The organism is Streptomyces avidinii (genome assembly GCF_014650695.1).
Taxonomy (GTDB): Bacteria; Actinomycetota; Actinomycetes; order Streptomycetales; family Streptomycetaceae; genus Streptomyces; species Streptomyces avidinii.
This window is the reverse complement of record NZ_BMVL01000018.1, coordinates 163182-179232: the sequence shown is the minus strand read 5'-3', so window position 1 is coordinate 179232 and position 16051 is coordinate 163182. Positions and strand designations below refer to the sequence as shown.

The 16051-nt window shown below is 69.9% G+C and carries 14 protein-coding genes, 1 pseudogene and 1 riboswitch; of the genes and pseudogenes, 12 read left to right on the top strand and 3 right to left on the bottom strand.

Translation table 11 applies throughout. The features are described 5' to 3' along the window. Nucleotides 1–136: 136 nt before the first annotated feature. The 10 genes from clsA (at nucleotide 137) to IE257_RS33670 (ending at nucleotide 10306) form a co-directional block, all read left to right on the top strand. The gene (clsA, locus tag IE257_RS33715) at nucleotides 137–727 is read left to right on the top strand and encodes a cardiolipin synthase ClsA (protein WP_189973631.1); all 591 of its coding nucleotides are present in this window, start codon (nucleotides 137–139) and stop codon (nucleotides 725–727) included. 100 nt (nucleotides 728–827) lie between these two features. Next, on the top strand, nucleotides 828–3323 hold the full coding sequence (locus IE257_RS33710) for a mannose-1-phosphate guanyltransferase (RefSeq protein WP_189973630.1): 2496 nt from the start codon (nucleotides 828–830) through the stop codon (nucleotides 3321–3323). A 109-nt stretch (nucleotides 3324–3432) separates the two neighbouring features. Next, nucleotides 3433–4341 carry a DUF881 domain-containing protein gene (locus tag IE257_RS33705; RefSeq protein ID WP_189973629.1) on the top strand — a complete coding sequence of 303 codons (909 nt, stop codon included), beginning with the start codon at nucleotides 3433–3435 and terminating at the stop codon, nucleotides 4339–4341. Further along, complete coding sequence (locus tag IE257_RS33700; RefSeq protein ID WP_189973628.1) at nucleotides 4338–4670, top strand: small basic family protein; 333 nt, start codon at nucleotides 4338–4340, stop codon at nucleotides 4668–4670. The genes IE257_RS33705 and IE257_RS33700 overlap by 4 nt, the downstream gene beginning before the upstream one ends. A gap of 5 nt (nucleotides 4671–4675) precedes the next feature. Continuing rightward, a complete protein-coding gene (locus tag IE257_RS33695; RefSeq protein ID WP_189973627.1) occupies nucleotides 4676–5614 on the top strand; it encodes a DUF881 domain-containing protein in 939 nt (312 codons plus the stop codon). An 85-nt stretch (nucleotides 5615–5699) separates the two neighbouring features. Continuing rightward, on the top strand, nucleotides 5700–6647 hold the full coding sequence (locus IE257_RS38715) for an FHA domain-containing protein (protein WP_229920819.1): 948 nt from the start codon (nucleotides 5700–5702) through the stop codon (nucleotides 6645–6647). Nucleotides 6648–6693: 46 nt separating this feature from the next. Further along, nucleotides 6694–7467, top strand: a complete 774-nt coding sequence (ftsR, locus tag IE257_RS33685) for a transcriptional regulator FtsR (RefSeq protein ID WP_189973626.1) — start codon at nucleotides 6694–6696, stop codon at nucleotides 7465–7467. Nucleotides 7468–7518: 51 nt separating this feature from the next. Then, nucleotides 7519–7992 (top strand): bifunctional nuclease family protein, encoded by a 474-nt coding sequence (locus IE257_RS33680; protein WP_030009777.1) that lies wholly within the window; start codon nucleotides 7519–7521, stop codon nucleotides 7990–7992. 180 nt (nucleotides 7993–8172) lie between these two features. Beyond that, nucleotides 8173–8811, top strand: a complete 639-nt coding sequence (locus IE257_RS33675) for a MerR family transcriptional regulator (protein ID WP_189973625.1) — start codon at nucleotides 8173–8175, stop codon at nucleotides 8809–8811. A gap of 43 nt (nucleotides 8812–8854) precedes the next feature. Next, entirely contained in the window at nucleotides 8855–10306 is a 1452-nt protein-coding gene (locus IE257_RS33670; RefSeq protein ID WP_189973624.1) for a DNA polymerase IV, read from the top strand. Here the strand turns inward: IE257_RS33670 and IE257_RS33665 are convergent. After that, nucleotides 10303–10668: a PRC-barrel domain-containing protein gene (locus IE257_RS33665; RefSeq protein WP_189973623.1), complete on the bottom strand. Its 366-nt coding sequence runs from the start codon at nucleotides 10666–10668 to the stop codon at nucleotides 10303–10305. The genes IE257_RS33670 and IE257_RS33665 overlap by 4 nt on opposite strands. Before the next feature lie 112 nt (nucleotides 10669–10780). Further along, a riboswitch (glycine riboswitch) is annotated at nucleotides 10781–10879 on the top strand. A gap of 197 nt (nucleotides 10880–11076) precedes the next feature. Here IE257_RS33665 and gcvP point away from each other — a divergent pair. Next, a complete protein-coding gene (gcvP, locus tag IE257_RS33660) occupies nucleotides 11077–13962 on the top strand; it encodes an aminomethyl-transferring glycine dehydrogenase (RefSeq protein ID WP_189973622.1) in 2886 nt (961 codons plus the stop codon). 104 nt (nucleotides 13963–14066) lie between these two features. Here gcvP and IE257_RS33655 read toward each other — a convergent pair whose 3' ends face one another. Continuing rightward, nucleotides 14067–14255 (bottom strand): DUF5999 family protein, encoded by a 189-nt coding sequence (locus IE257_RS33655; protein ID WP_030009772.1) that lies wholly within the window; start codon nucleotides 14253–14255, stop codon nucleotides 14067–14069. 261 nt (nucleotides 14256–14516) lie between these two features. Then, a complete protein-coding gene (locus tag IE257_RS33650) occupies nucleotides 14517–15137 on the bottom strand; it encodes a hypothetical protein (RefSeq protein WP_189973621.1) in 621 nt (206 codons plus the stop codon). A gap of 487 nt (nucleotides 15138–15624) precedes the next feature. Between IE257_RS33650 and IE257_RS38710 the strand changes: the two are divergent. Continuing rightward, a pseudogene (locus IE257_RS38710) lies at nucleotides 15625–16051 on the top strand (glutamate--cysteine ligase); the annotation flags it as partial.

Genomic DNA, 16051 nt, shown 5'->3' with positions numbered 1-16051 from the left:
TCATTGTGGGAAAGCCCCGCACCAACCCTTATGGGTTCGGTGCGGGGCTTTTCTGCGTTCGGGACACGTGTGCGGTCTCCTGTAGGGTCAGGGGGCATCGAACGACCATTTCTACAGTCACAGTGGAGGCCCCCGGGTGGAGGTCCAGGAGACTCGGGTTCAGACTGACCGAATTTTCACCATTCCGAACATCCTGAGCATGGCTCGCCTGGCCGGCGTGCCCCTGTTCTTGTGGCTGATCCTGGCCGAGTACGACGGGTGGGCGCTTGCCGTCCTCATGCTCAGCGGCATCAGCGACTACCTCGACGGGAAGCTGGCGCGGCGCTGGAATCAGATCAGCAAGCTCGGCAGGCTGCTGGATCCGGCCGCGGACCGCCTCTACATCCTGTCGACGCTCTTCGGTCTGACTTATCGCGAGATTCTGCCGCTGTGGCTCACCGGCGCGCTCATCGCGCGCGAGCTGATGCTGCTGGTCATGGTGTGGATCCTGCGTCGTCACGGATATCCGCCGCCGCAGGTCAACTTCCTCGGCAAGGCCGCGACCTTCAACCTGATGTACGCGTTTCCCTTGCTGCTGCTCAGTGACGGAAGCGGCTGGTTGGCCTGGTTGGCGGCAGTTTTCGGATGGGCGTTCGCTGTATGGGGTACAACCCTCTACTGGTGGGCAGGAATCCTTTACGTGGTTCAAGTCCGCCGTCTGGTGAAGGCGGGCACCACGGCCGATTGAGCCCGCCCGGCGCCGGATGACGCGGAGGAGTTGCGGAGTCACCCACCGAGACGGGCGAGGGTCGGTACGACTGTCGTCTCCCAAGGAGGACTCTTCCGACATGAAGGCCGTCGTGATGGCCGGTGGCGAGGGCACGCGTCTTCGCCCTATGACCTCGAGCATGCCCAAGCCGCTCCTGCCGGTGGCCAACCGGCCGATCATGGAGCACGTGCTCAGGCTGCTCAAGCGGCACGGGCTCACCGAGACCGTGGTCACCGTGCAGTTCCTGGCGTCACTCGTCAAGAACTATTTCGGGGATGGCGAAGAGCTCGGAATGGAGCTCACCTATGCCCACGAGGAGAAGCCACTCGGCACCGCCGGCAGCGTGAAGAATGCCGAGGAAGCACTGAAGGACGACGCCTTCGTCGTCATTTCCGGCGATGCGCTCACCGACTTCGACCTCACCGATCTGATCCGCTTCCACAAGGAGAAGGGCGCCCTCGTCACGGTGTGCCTGACCCGGGTGCCGAACCCGCTGGAATTCGGCATCACGATCGTGGACGAAGAAGGCAAGGTCGAGCGTTTCCTGGAGAAGCCGACCTGGGGACAGGTGTTCTCGGACACCGTCAACACCGGCATCTACGTCATGGAGCCCGAGGTCTTCGACTACGTGGATCCGGACGTGTCCGTCGACTGGTCCGGCGACGTATTCCCCCAGCTGATGAAGGAAGGCAAGCCCATCTACGGCTACGTCGCCGAGGGCTACTGGGAGGACGTCGGCACCCACGAGAGCTACGTCAAGGCGCAGGCCGACGTGCTCGAGGGCAAGGTCCAGGTCGAGATGGACGGCTTCGAGATCTCGCCCGGTGTGTGGATCGCCGAAGGGGCCGAGGTGAGCCCCGACGCCGTGCTGCGCGGGCCGCTGTACATCGGCGACTACGCCAAGGTCGAGGCCGGCGCCGAGATCCGCGAGCACACCGTCATCGGGTCGAACGTCGTCGTCAAGGGCGGAGCCTTCCTGCACCGGGCCGTCGTCCACGACAACGTGTACATCGGGCCCCACAGCAATCTCCGCGGCTGCGTCATCGGCAAGAACACCGACATCATGCGGGCCGCGCGGATCGAGGACGGCGCCGTCATCGGTGACGAGTGCCTCGTCGGTGAGGAATCGATCGTTCAGGGGAACGTGCGGGTCTACCCTTTCAAGACGATCGAGGCCGGCGCCTTCGTCAACACATCGGTGATCTGGGAGTCCCGCGGACAGGCACATCTGTTCGGTGCGCGGGGAGTCTCGGGAATCCTGAACGTCGAGATCACGCCCGAGGTCGTGGTCCGGCTCGCCGGCGCGTACGCCACCACCCTGAAGAAGGGGGCGATCGTCACCACGGCCCGTGACCACTCCCGTGGTGCGAGAGCGCTCAAGCGGGCCGTGATCTCCGCGCTCCAGGCCAGCGCCATCAACGTGCGGGACCTGGAGAACGTACCGCTGCCGGTGGCGCGGCAGCAGACCGCTCGCGGCAGCGCGGGCGGGATCGTCCTTCGGACCTCGCCGGGAGTACCGGACTCCGTGGACATCATGTTCCTCGACGAGCGGGGGGCGGACCTCTCGCTCCAGGGGCAGCGCAAGCTGGACCGCGTGTACGCGCGCCAGGAGTACCGTCGGGCCTTCCCCGGTGAGATCGGCGACCTGCAGTTCCCGGGCAGCGTCTTCGACGCCTACACCGGCTCGCTGCTGCGTCGCGTCGACACCACCGGGATCGCCGATGCCGGGCTCAAGGTGGTCGTGGACGCCTCCAACGGAAGCGCCGGGCTCGTCCTGCCCAGCCTGCTGGGCCGGCTCGGTGTGGACGCCCTGACGATCAATCCCGGGCTCGACGAGTCCCGGCCGACGGAGACCAGGGAGTCCCGGCGGGCCGGGCTGGTGCGGCTGGGCGAGATCGTGGCCTCGGCGCGGGCGGCCTTCGGGGTGCGGTTCGACCCGGTGGGCGAGCGCATCTCCCTCGTGGACGAGCGCGGGCGCATCATCGAGGACGACCGGGCGCTGCTCGTGATGCTCGACCTGGTGGCCGCGGAGAAGCGCAGCGGCAAGGTCGCGCTGCCGGTGACCACGACGAGGGTGGCCGAGCAGGTCGCCGCCTACCACGGTACGCAGGTGGAGTGGACGACGACCTCGCCCGACGACCTGACCCGGGTGGGGCGTGCGGAGAACACCATCTTCGGCGGCGACGGCCGGGGCGGTTTCATCGTTCCGGAGTTCAGCAGCGTCTTCGACGGCTCGGCCGCCTTCGTGCAGCTGCTCGGACTGGTCGCGCGCACCCAGCTCACGCTGAGCCAGATCGATGCCCGGATTCCGCGGGCCCATGTCCTGCGGCGGGACGTTCCGACGCCGTGGGCGGTGAAGGGGCTGGTCATGCGGCGGGTCGTGGAGGTGGCCGGCGACCGGCAGGTGGACACCACCGACGGGGTACGGGTGGTCGAGACCGACGGACGGTGGGCGCTGGTGCTGCCGGACCCGGCGGAAGCGGTCACGCACCTGTGGGCGGAGGGGCCCGACGACGCCTCCGCGCAGGCCCTGCTCGACGAGTGGGCGGCCGTGGTGGACGGCGCCGGGCAGTGATGCCGGGCGGGCGATGACGTAGGGCGGAAGTCCGGTGGGCCGGTGCCGGGAGTGCGGGCCCGGCCCACCGGATGGACGCATTGGGTGTGTGCCGTGCCGACATGCGACGATGTGCGGCATGTCGCAGCCGCCCCACAACCGGACTTCGGCGTCTCCTGTGCCCGCGCGCCCGGACGCTTCCATGTCGCTGCTGACGCACGTGATGGACCACAGCCTCGACGAGGGCTACGCGGAGGCCGCGGCCCGGCGCGAGGCGGAGGGTACGGCGGGTCTGCCGCGCACCCTCAAGGCCAAACTGGGGCTCGCTGCCGGACTCGTCGTCACCGCCATGGTCGTCACGCTCGGTGCGGCCGAGGCGCGGATAGCCGCGCCGGTGCTGGCCAAGGAGCGTCAGGAACTGATCGGCCGGGTGGAGCGGGCCGACGACCGGACGCACGGCCTGGAGCGTGACATCGACCGGCTCAGGACCGATGTGGCGGCGCGCCAGCGTGCTGCTCTGAAGCAGCCCGGCGGTGGCCAGGGCGAGCTGGTGGCGCTGCTTGCGGGTGCCACGGAGGTCCGCGGGCCCGGGGTCAAGCTGGTGGTGGACGACGCGAAGGGCGCGTCCTCGGGCGGCGGCGGAAAGCCGCGGGAGAGTTCCGGCTTCTCGGACACCGGGCGCCTCCGTGACCGTGACATGCAGAAGATCGTCAACGGGCTGTGGCAGTCCGGGGCGGAAGCGATCTCCATCAACGGACAGCGGCTGACGGAACTGTCGGCGATCAGAGCCGCGGGTGACGCGATACTGGTCGACAACAGGCCGCTGGTGCCGCCGTACGAGGTGCTGGCGGTGGGGGACAAGAAGCGGCTCGGTACGGCCTTCCAGGACTCGGCGGACGGACAGTACCTGCACGTGTTGCAGGAGAGCTACGGGATCCGTTACACGCTGTCCCCGGCTGACGACCTGCGGTTGCCGGCCGCGTCGAGTCTGACCGTACGTACGGCCACACCAGCAGAGCAGCAGAAGGGTGCATCGTGATCGCGGTACTGGGCCTCTTGGCCGGAGTGGTGGTCGGACTTCTGGTCCGGCCCGAGGTACCGGCCGTGGTGGAGCCTTATCTGCCGATCGCCGTGGTGGCCGCGCTGGACGCGGTGTTCGGCGGCCTCCGCGCGATGCTCGACGGCATCTTCGTGGACAAGGTCTTCGTGGTGTCGTTCCTGTCCAACGTGGTCGTGGCCGCGCTGATCGTCTTCCTCGGTGACAAGCTCGGGGTCGGCGCGCAGCTGTCGACGGGTGTGGTCGTCGTCCTCGGCATCCGCATCTTCTCCAACGCCGCGGCCATCCGCCGGCACGTTTTCCGGGCGTGAGGCCGATGAGTACGAACGACAGCCCCGAGGAGCCGGGAGGCGAGGGTCGGCCCCCGCAGCCCCCGCAGCCCCCGCAGCCCTCAGCACCCTCGCAGCCCTCAGCACCCTCGCAGCCCTCCCAGCCCTCCCAGCCCTCCCGGCCGGTTGGGCCGCAGCAGTCCCCCGAGCCCCCGCCGGCGCCGGAGCCCGTGGAGCCGCCGGCGGACGAGCCGCCGGCGCAGCCCGGGGAGACCGGTAGGCAGCGGCTCGCGGCCGGGCTGTGGCCGCCGCGGGTGAGCCGGGCCCAACTGATCGTGGCGTTGCTGCTGTTCGTCCTGGGCCTGGGTCTGGCCATCCAGGTCCGCTCCAACAGCGACTCCAGCGCGCTGCGCGGAGCCCGCCAGGAGGACCTCGTACGGATCCTCGACGAGCTCGACGGGCGGACCAAGCGGCTGGAGGACGAGAAGCAGCGGTTGGAGGACCAGCGCAGAGAGCTGGAGAGCAGCTCCAACCAGGCCGAGGAGGCCCGCAAGCAGACCGTGGAGAAGGAGCGCCAACTCGGCATCCTGGCCGGTACCGTGGCGGCCCAGGGGCCGGGGATCACGCTGAAGATCACCGATCCGACGGGCCAGGTGGAGTCCGACCAGCTGCTGGACACGCTTCAGGAGCTGCGGGCGGCCGGGGCCGAGGCGATCCAGATCAACGGGGTGCGCGTCGTGGCGGGCTCGTACTTCTCGGACGAGAACGGCGGGGTCGCCATCGACGGTAAGAAGATCACACAGCCCTATGAGTTCAAGGTGATCGGCAAGCCGCAGGATCTGGAGCCCGCGCTGAACATCCCCGGCGGTGTCGTCCAGACGCTGGAGAAGGAGCAGGCCACCGTCGCCGTCACACGGTCGGCGAAGATCGTTGTGGATGCCTTGCGGGCTGCGAAGCAGCCTGACTACGCTCGGTCGTCATCGTGATGAAGCGGAGTGGAGAGTGGAGCGGCTCACGCGGGCGGATGCCTGCGGGGGGTCGACGCACCGAAGTCGCGGTGCGTGGTGGAAACTGTCTGGTGGTTACGGACGTTGTGAGAATGTCCGGGTCGGCAGGTGTCTGCATTCGGAGTTCGTCCTGCCCCACGGGCGGGTCTGTTTCGGTCAAGGGGAATCGCCCGTGAAGTTGTTTGAGAAGTTGTTCGGCAAGAAGAACCGTGAGGAAGGCGGCGCGGCACGGCACCGCGCCGGGCACGGGGACGCGGAAGCACAGGGCGACCGGCCGCTCTTCCGCGACGAGGTCGCCGGTCCGGGCGAAGTTCCGGGTGCCCCCGGCGCGTCGTCTGTTGACCCTGCTGGTACCGGACGCATAGGTTTCGGTGAACCATCAACCTCAAGTGCGGGTGGAGGGTTTGCCCCCGACCCGTATGCCACCAATGCATCCGCGGGGCAGCCGCGGCACGAGGAGCCGTCCATGTCGGCCGAGCAGATTTGCAGCAGGTGCGGACACCGCAGCGATGCGGCCAGCCGGTTCTGCTCCAACTGCGGTGCGCCGCTGCGGGCGGGTCTGACGCCGGAGCGCGCCTCGGAGACCACGTCCACCATCTCGATCTCGGGCCTCGAGGCCTACGAGGCCGAGGTGTCGGGACAGCCGCACGTGTCGTCCTCGTCGCTGTCCCCCGAGGCCCAGGCCGCGGTGGAAGCACTGCCCCCCGGTTCCGCTCTGCTCATCGTGCGGCGCGGCCCCAACTCCGGGAGCCGCTTCCTGCTGGACGGCGAGCTGACCACGGCCGGCCGCCACCCGCAGAGCGACATCTTCCTGGACGACGTCACCGTCTCCCGGCGGCACGTCGAATTCCGCAGGAACCAGGACGGCGGATTCACCGTCGGCGATGTCGGCAGCCTCAACGGCACGTACGTGAACCGTGAACCGATCGACTCCGTCGCCCTGCACAACGGGGACGAGGTGCAGATCGGCAAGTACCGGCTGGTCTTCTACGCGAGCCTGCGGGGCATCTGACCCTCCTCCGGACTCCGTCCGGGGGTACCCCCAGAGGGAAGGTTCCATGCTGCGTACCCCGACCGGCGGCGCTCCGAGAAACGGCGCCGCCGGCACCGCCGGCCAGGCAGGGCGGCTGGTGAGCATCGGCACGGTGCTCACCACGCTGCGTGACGAGTTCCCCGAAGTCACCATCTCGAAGATCCGTTTCCTGGAGGCGGAGGGACTCGTCGAGCCACGGCGCACACCTTCGGGGTACCGCAAGTTCAGCACTGACGACGTGGAGCGCCTCGCTCGGATCCTGCGCCTCCAGCGTGATCACTACCTGCCGCTGAAGGTCATCCGCGAGCAGCTCGACGCGCTCGCCCGCGGTGAGCAGATCCGCATCCCGGGGCCCACGGCGCACGGGGATGCCACCGATCCCGCCGGGCCCGCTGCCGTCTACGGCGAAGTGGGACGGGGGCGGCCCACCGTGGCCCGGGTGGGCCGGGCCGAGCTGCTCGCGGCCGCCGGGGTGGACGAGGTGCAGCTGGTCGAGTGGGAGTCGTACGGACTGCTCGCCGAGGGCCCGGACGGCGGATTCGACGCCGAGGCCGTCACCGTGGCCCGGCTCGTGGCCGATCTGGGGCGTTTCGGCCTGGAGCCACGGCACCTGCGCGCCATGAAGGCCGCGGCGGACCGCGAGGCGGGGCTGGTGGAGCAGGTCGTGGCACCGCTGCGCAGGCACCGCAACCCGCAAACCAGGGCGCACGCGGAAGCCACTCTGAAGGAACTCGCGGGGCTTTCCGTACGGCTCCACGAGGCGCTCGTGCAGACCGCTCTCGGGGTCCGGCTGCCCTGAGGTGGGGGGCCCGACTACCCAAACCTGCCGAGCAGGTCCTAGGGTTGCTGTGTGAACGAGCTCGACGTTGTGGGTGTCCGGGTGGAAATGCCCTCCAACCAACCGATCGTGCTCCTGCGTGAAGTGGGAGGCGATCGGTACCTCCCCATCTGGATCGGTCCAGGGGAGGCGACCGCCATTGCCTTCGCGCAGCAGGGAATGGCCCCTGCCCGACCGCTGACGCACGACCTGTTCAAGGATGTGCTGGAGGCGATCGGCGAGGAGCTCACCGAGGTCCGGATCACGGATCTGCGGGAGGGCGTCTTCTACGCGGAGCTGGTCTTCGCCAGCGGGGTCGAGGTGAGTGCGCGGCCTTCCGACGCCATAGCCCTCGCCCTGCGGACGGGGACGCCGATCTACGGCAGTGACGGCGTGCTGGACGACGCCGGAATCGCCATTCCGGACGAGCAGGAGGACGAGGTGGAGAAGTTCCGCGAGTTCCTCGACCAGATCTCGCCGGAGGACTTCGGTACGGGCCCGCAGTGAGGTATCGGCCGCGTCGTCCTCGGGGAACCTGAGCCCATTCGATTAGCCTTTCCCCGCAAAGGGATACGGGAAACCACTCTCAGGGTGATTATCACTCGGCGTGCCGAGTGTGGCGATCGTTGACGCACCCCTGGTGACTGCCTACCTTCAAGGTGGGCAGGTCAAGGACGGAGGGTCGGCGTGAGGATCACGGGCGACGGTACGACCGGGGGCACCCCCGCACGGAGTGAGGCCGGGGCGTACCCGCTGCACGGTGGTGCGGTCGGCACCGCGCGCCGTCAGCCGGAGTCGACGCCGGTCCAACCGGCGAGCGGTGACCCGGAGCCCGAGCAGGTCGGATACCGCGGGCCGACGGCGTGTGCCGCGGCCGGCATCACGTACCGGCAGCTCGACTACTGGGCCCGGACCGGGCTGGTGGAGCCCAGCGTGCGGGCGGCCTACGGGTCGGGCACCCAGCGGCTCTACAGCTTCCGCGACGTCGTGGTCCTCAAGATCGTCAAGCGTTTCCTGGACACCGGTGTGGCGCTGCAGAACATCCGCACGGCAGTGCAGCACCTGCAGGACCGCGGGATCGCGGACCTCGAACGGATGACGTTGATGAGCGACGGCGCCACCGTCTACGAGTGCACCTCGCCGGACCAGGTCGTCAGCCTGCTCCAGGGCGGGCAGGGCGTCTTCGGCATCGCCGTGGGTGTGGTCTGGCGCGATGTCGAGAGCGCGCTGTCGCAGCTGCACGGCGAGCGCGTGGACACCGGCGAGACCCTGGTGCGGCACAACCCGACGGACGAGCTGGCCGCCCGCCGCAACCGGGCCGTCTGAGACCGGTCCGGGCGTTGTCAGTGGCGTAGGGCAGCATCGGGCTGTGAGAGCCGCGCCGACCATCCTGCATCTGGACATGGATGCCTTCTACGCCTCCGTCGAGCAGGCGTCGAAGCCCAGCCTGCAGGGGAAGGCCGTCATTGTCGGCGGGCTCGGGCCTCGCGGGGTCGTCGCCACCGCCTCGTACGAGGCCAGACGGTTCGGCGTGCACTCGGCGATGCCGATGGGGCAGGCGAGGCGGCTGTGCCCGAACGGCGCGTACCTGATCCCCCGATTCAGCCTCTACCGGCAGGTCAGCGACGTGGTCATGGCCATGCTGCGGGAGCTGTCGCCGCTGGTGGAGCCGCTGAGCCTGGACGAGGCCTTCGTGGACCTGGAGGCGGGCGGGGTCGCCTTCGACTCGCCGACCGCCCGGGAGACCGGGGAGCGGCTGCGGGCGGACATCCGGGCCGCCACGGGGCTCAGCGGATCGGTGGGGCTGGCCGGGTCGAAGATGCTGGCCAAGGTGGCCTCGGAGGAGGCCAAGCCGGCCGGGCTGCTGCTGATCGAGCCGGGGACCGAGCGCGAGCTGCTCGCGCCGATGTCGGTACGGACCCTGCCCGGCGTGGGGCCGGCCACGGGCGAGCACCTGCGCCGGGCCGGGATCACCACCGTGGGGGAGCTGGTGGAGGCGGGGGAGGACGAGCTGGTCCGGATGGTCGGCCGCTCCGCCGGGGCCGGGCTGTACCGGATGGCGCTCGGGCTGGACGACCGGCCGGTGGTCGCGGAGCGGGACGCGAAGTCGGTGTCGGTCGAGGACACCTTCGACGTGGACCTGCACGACCGGGTACGGATCCGCGGCGAGGTCCAGCGGCTCGCCGACCGGTGCGTGCAGCGGCTGCGGGGCTCGGGGCACTCGGGGCGCACGATCGTGCTCAAGGTGCGCCGGTACGACTTCTCCACCCTGACCCGGTCCGAGACGCTGCGGGGGCCCACGGACGACCCGGCGGTGGTGCGGGAGGCCGCGGCGCGGTTGCTGGAGGGCGTGGACACCACGGGCGGGGTGCGACTGCTGGGGGTGGGGGTGACCGGGCTGGCGGACTACACGCAGGAGGACCTGTTCGCGCAGTCGCTCGCCGCTGAGCCGGACGGGGCGGAGGGGGCGGCCGGGGCGGAGGGGGCGGCCGGGCCGGCCGGGGCCGGAGGGGAGGCCGCGGAGGCCGGTGCCACCGAGGCGGAGCCGGAGGGTGCCCCCGGGGCCCGGGAGGCCGCGGAGACGCCCGGGGAGCCGGTGGCCTCCCCCGAGCGGCGCTGGATGGCCGGGAGCGACGTACGGCATGCGGTGTACGGGCCCGGATGGGTGCAGGGCAGCGGGGTCGGGCGGGTGACCGTACGGTTCGAGCAGCCCGGATCGGAGCCCGGCCGGGTGCGGACCTTCCGGGTGGACGACCCCGAACTGGAGCCGTCCGATCCGCTCCCGCTGGTGGGGGAGGGAGGGCCGGAAGGGACGGTCTAGGTTTCGTCGCCCGCCAGGCGGCCGAAGTCGCGGTGGAAGTCGGACGGGAGGGCCGTGTCCAGGCCGTAGTGGTGGTAGAGCTGCAGCTCCTGTTCGGGGGAGAGGTGGCGCCCGACGCCGAAGTCCGGCGCGTCCCTGATGAGGGCGCGTTCGAAGGGCACCCGGAGGGTGTCGCCCACCAGCTCGCTCGGCTCCAGCGGGACGAAGGCGTCCCGGCTGAAGAGCCCGGTCCGGACCGCGGCCCATTCCGGTACGCCTGTGGCATCGTCGAGGTAGACCTCGTCGATGGTGCCGATCTTGGTGCCGTTGCGGTCGAAGGCCTTGCGGCCGATCAGGCTGCGCGGATCGATGTCGGTCTGCACGGTCCCTCCAAAAGGTCGCAACTGCTCCGTAATGACTACAGAAGTGCATATCCGCAGCGGAGGCCACTCGGGGAGGGGTCGGAACCTCGCTGGTACGCTGGTGAGTGGCTGTCGACCCTGTGCGGGAGAGTCCTCCGAGTGAACGAGACGGAGGCGCCGAAGGAGCAAATCCTCCCCGGAATCTCTCAGGCATACGTACCGCACGGACGAGGCCACTCTGGAAAGCAGGGGCGGGTACCGGGTGCGCAGTGCCGGTCCCACTCCTCACCGACGGTGAAAGCCGGACGTCTCGGGAGACCCCCCGGGAGTCCGGTGAAACTCTCAGGTGCAGATGACAGAGGGGGAGGCCGTCCGGGTGCCAGCGCCGTGGTGCCCCTCGCAGGTCATACGACCAGGAGGCCTCCGTACATGACCGCCAACCGCATTCCGCTCTCCCAGCTGGAGCGAGGCATCCCCTTCGAACAGCGCCACATCGGCCCGGATGCCGAGGCGCAGGCGAAGATGCTCGCCCAGGTGGGCTACGGCTCCCTGGACGAACTGACCGCTGCCGCGGTACCGGATGTGATCAAGACCGCCGAGGCTCTCGACCTGCCCGAGGCGCGTACCGAGGCCGAGGTGCTGGCCGAGCTCCGCTCGCTCGCCGACCGCAACCAGGTCCTCTCCCCGATGATCGGTCTCGGCTACTACGGGACCTTCACGCCGCCGGTGATCCTCCGCAACGTCATGGAGAACCCGGCCTGGTACACGGCGTACACGCCGTACCAGCCGGAGATCTCGCAGGGCCGCCTCGAAGCCCTCCTGAACTTCCAGACGGTCGTCGCCGACCTGACCGGGCTGCCGACCTCGGGCGCCTCGCTCCTCGACGAGGGCACCGCGGCCGCCGAGGCCATGACGCTGGCCCGCCGCGTGGGCAAGGCCAAGGGCAACGTCTTCCTGGTCGACGCCGACGCCCTGCCGCAGACCATCGCCGTCATCGAGACCCGCGCCGAGCCGATCGGCATCGAGGTCGTCGTCGCCGACCTGTCCGACGGCATCCCGGCCGAGATCGCCGAGCGCGGCGTCTACGGCGTGCTGGTCCAGTACCCGGGCGCCTCCGGTGCCGTACGGGACATCAAGCCGGTCATCGACCAGGCGCACGCCCTCGGCGCGATCGTCGCCGTGTCCGCGGACCTGCTCGCGCTGACCCTGCTGACCTCCCCGGGCGCCCTGGGCGCGGACATCGCGGTCGGCACCACCCAGCGCTTCGGCGTCCCGATGGGCTTCGGCGGACCGCACGCCGGCTACATGGCCGTCCAGGACAAGCACGCCCGCTCGCTGCCCGGGCGCCTCGTCGGCGTCTCCGTGGACGCGGACGGCAACAAGGCGTACCGCCTGGCGCTGCAGACCCGTGAGCAGCACATCCGCCGTGAGAAGGCCACCAGCAACATCTGTACCGCGCAGGTGCTGCTCGCCGTCATGGCCGGCATGTACGCGGTCTACCACGGCCCGGACGGCCTGCGCACGATCGCGAACCGCACCCACCGCTACGCCGCCCTGCTCGCCGCCGGTCTGACGGCCGGCGGGGTCGAGATCGTGCACGGCTCGTACTTCGACACGATCACCGCCCGCGTCCCGGGCCGAGCGGCCGAGGTCGTCGCCGCCGCCCGCGAGGGCGGGGTCAACCTCTTCCAGGTGGACGCCGACCTCGTCTCCGTCGCCTGCGACGAGACCACCCTGCGCGCCGACATCGAGGCCGTCTGGGCCGCCTTCGGTGTCACCGCCGACATCGAGGCGCTCGACGCGACCACGGCGGACACGCTGCCCGAGGGCCTGCTGCGCTCGGACGCGTACCTGGCGCACCCGGTCTTCCACCAGCACCGCTCCGAGACCGCGATGCTGCGCTACCTGCGCAAGCTCTCGGACAAGGACTACGCGCTGGACCGCGGCATGATCCCGCTGGGCTCCTGCACCATGAAGCTCAACGCGACCACCGAGATGGAGCCGGTGACCTGGCCCGAGTTCGGTCAGCTGCACCCCTTCGCCCCAGTGGAGCAGGCCGAGGGCTACCTCACGCTCATCAATGAGCTGGAGGAACGTCTCTGCGAGGTCACCGGCTACGACAAGGTCTCCATCCAGCCGAACGCCGGCTCCCAGGGCGAGCTCGCCGGCCTGCTGGCCGTGCGCGCCTACCACCGGGCCAACGGCGACGAGCAGCGCACCATCTGCCTGATCCCGTCCTCCGCGCACGGCACCAACGCCGCCAGCGCCGTGATGGCCGGCATGAAGGTCGTCGTCGTCAAGACCGCCGACGACGGCGAGGTGGACGCGGCCGACCTGCGGGCCAAGATCGAGCAGCACCGCGACGAGCTCGCCGTGCTGATGATCACGTACCCCTCCACGCACGGTGTGTTCGAGGAGCACGTCGCCGACATCTGCGCCCAGGTGCACGAGGCCGGCGGCCAGGTCTATGTCGACGGCGCCAACCTGAACGCCCTGGTGGGCCTGGCCAAGCCGGGTCACTTCGGCGGCGACGTCTCGCACCTGAACCTGCACAAGACCTTCTGCATCCCGCACGGCGGCGGCGGTCCGGGCGTCGGCCCGGTCGGTGTCCGGGCCCACCTGGCCCCGTACCTGCCGAACCACCCGCTCCAGCCGACCGCGGGCCCGGAGACGGGCGTCGGTCCGATCTCGGCCGCTCCGTGGGGCTCGGCCGGCATCCTGCCGATCTCGTGGTCGTACGTGCGCCTCATGGGCGGCGAGGGCCTCAAGCGCGCCACCCAGGTGGCCGTGCTCGGCGCCAACTACATCGCCAAGCGCCTGGAGCCGCACTACCCGGTGCTCTACACCGGCCCGGGCAACCTCGTCGCGCACGAGTGCATCATCGACCTGCGTCCGCTGTCCAAGGCCACGGGCGTGAGCGTGGACGACATCGCCAAGCGTCTGATCGACTACGGCTTCCACGCGCCGACCATGTCCTTCCCGGTCGCCGGCACCTTGATGATCGAGCCGACCGAGTCCGAGGACCTCGCCGAGATCGACCGCTTCTGCGATGCGATGATCGCCATTCGCGGCGAGATCGAGCGGGTCGCGGGCGGCGAGTGGCCGGCGGACGACAACCCGCTCGCCAACGCCCCGCACACCGCGGCGGCGCTGGGCGGCGAGTGGAACCACGCCTACACCCGGGACGAGGCCGTCTTCCCGGGAGGGGTCACGGCCGCCGAGAAGTACTGGCCGCCGGTGCGCCGCATCGACGGTGCGTTCGGCGACCGGAACCTGGTGTGCTCCTGCCCGCCGCTGGACGAGTACGACGCCTGACGTGAAGGGCGCCTGACGTGAGCAAGGGGCCGGTCCGGGAGGTTCTCCCGGACCGGCCCCTTCGTCGTTGCCGCGTCGGTCGGCCGCGCCGGCCGCCTGATCGCCTACGCCGCCGCGAGCGGTCGGTGCGGGGCGATGATCTGGCCGTCCGGCAGGAGTTCACCGGTGTCCTCGAAGAGCAGGACGCCATTGCACAGCAGGCTCCAGCCCTGCTCCGGGTGGTTGGCCACCGGGCGTGCAGCCTCCCGGTCGGCGGATTCGGCTGACGGGCAGGCTGGCTGGTGCTGGCACATGGATGCGTTCTTTCGCTGCGGTGTGGTCTGTGTGCTACGGCTCGATGCGTGGTTCATGGCCGTCCCCCTGGGTCATCCCCGCACCCGCGGGGAGCGTGTCATCAGTGTTCCCCCATGACAGCCGCTTCGCAGGGATTTCCCGGCAGCTGTCCTCACAGATTGATGACGCATCACTCGTGCGGGCGGTTCAGGCCAACTCCCCTGTCATTTCGGATGGTTCGCAAGTGACCCGGGTGGACTAGGCCGGATGGGTGATTCGGGTCAGGCGGCGGGTGCGGCCAGCGTGGGAGGGGTCGGTGCCGGCGCCGGGGTCAGCCGGCGGGTCAGCACGGGCAGCAGCTCGGACACCGGATGCGGCCGGTACGGGGCGATGCCGGGCGGGGCCGGGGCGAGCGGAATCAGCAGGTCCTCGCCGGCCGGCAGCCCGGCGGCCGCGTCGGCACCCACCGCCCCGTGCAGCCACAGGGTCAGCATGTAGAGCTCCGGGACCGACAGCAGGCGCGGCTGGTAGCCGGTGGTGAGGGATTCCGCCTGACGCAGGGCGCGTTCGGTGGCGGTGACGTAGGGTCCTTCGAAGAAGTGGGAGAAGACCCAGCCGTCGGCGGTCAGCCGGGTGTCGGCCGCCGCGACGTAGCGGTCCCCGCTGCGGATCAGGAACCGCCAGCCGGTGAGCCGCGTGCGGGGCGGCCTGCCGCCGGCCGCGAGGTTGGACATGCCCAGCCGGTCGAGGACGTGGACCGGGAGGGGGAGTTCGGCGGTCAGCGGCCCCTGGATCGCGCGCAGGGCCGGAGTGTGCGCCTCATGGACGGCGGTGGGGGAACCGAGTGCCGCGAGGACGCTGCGCAGGGCGGGCGCGGGAGCCGGAGGGACATGCAGCGGCATGGTGGGTCGCCTCTCACTTGGGAGACCGGTGGAACGGGGGCAGGTGCGGACTCGCATTCTGGGGCCAGAGGGGGGCCGAGGGGCAATGGCCGCGCGCCAACTCTCTGCCTCGTTTGCGGAGTTTATACGACATGTGTTCACGCAGTGTTTCGGCTAGCTGTCCCGCCTATTGCAGACAAGGCGACTACCGGACCCGCTGACATGGCATTCATGCCGGATGCGCGCGAACATGTCGCGCTGACCTCGGAGGTTACCGGACGGGGGCTCGGCTGGAAAGCGTCGGTTATCCGAACAAGGCAAAGTCGAAGCGGAATTTGCATCACGCGACTTGCCAGGTGAATGTGCCGAAGCGCCCTTCGGCCAAACCGGCGCGCGCTCCTCGCCATGCACGCCCCCCGCGCGTTATGGATCACGCTGCCGGGGCATCATCGACCGTAACGCGCGCCTGGGTGTCACGGGCCAGGCCCACTCGAGGAGGGACGCTTCGATGGGGGAGAAGGTCGTGGCAGGCGGATTCGACCTGTCCGATCGGCAGCGGTATCGAAGGAAGCTCCACGAGTGTCTGGAGGGACTGGAGCGGCTCCTGGCGGAGAAGAGGTTCGATCGCCCGAAGAACATGATGGGACTGGAGATCGAGCTGAATCTCGCGGGTGCCGACGGGTTGCCGAGAATGGTGAATGCCCAGGTGCTGGAGCGGATTGCGAGCCCGGATTTCCAGACCGAACTGGGAATGTTCAATCTGGAGGTGAACGTCCTTCCGCACCGCCTCGGCGGACGGGTATTCGACCAGCTCGCCGAGGAACTCAGCGCCGGACTGGGCTATGCCCATCGGCAGGCCGCGGAGATCGACGCCGGAGTGGTGATGATCGGCATCCTGCCGACGATCTCCCGCGCGGACCTGGTCACCGCCAACC

Bases quoted from the DNA above. Each gene is read 5' to 3' on its own strand.
- ftsR (WP_189973626.1), top strand. From the start codon at position 6,694: ATGCTGCGTACCCCGACCGGCGGCGCTCCGAGAAACGGCGCCGCCGGC.
- gcvP (WP_189973622.1), top strand. From the start codon at position 11,077: ATGACCGCCAACCGCATTCCGCTCTCCCAGCTGGAGCGAGGCATCCCC.
- IE257_RS33695 (WP_189973627.1), top strand. From the start codon at position 4,676: ATGAGTACGAACGACAGCCCCGAGGAGCCGGGAGGCGAGGGTCGGCCC.
- IE257_RS33655 (WP_030009772.1), bottom strand. From the start codon at position 14,255: ATGTGCCAGCACCAGCCAGCCTGCCCGTCAGCCGAATCCGCCGACCGG.
- IE257_RS33710 (WP_189973630.1), top strand. From the start codon at position 828: ATGAAGGCCGTCGTGATGGCCGGTGGCGAGGGCACGCGTCTTCGCCCT.
- IE257_RS33650 (WP_189973621.1), bottom strand. From the start codon at position 15,137: ATGCCGCTGCATGTCCCTCCGGCTCCCGCGCCCGCCCTGCGCAGCGTC.
- IE257_RS33705 (WP_189973629.1), top strand. From the start codon at position 3,433: ATGTGCGGCATGTCGCAGCCGCCCCACAACCGGACTTCGGCGTCTCCT.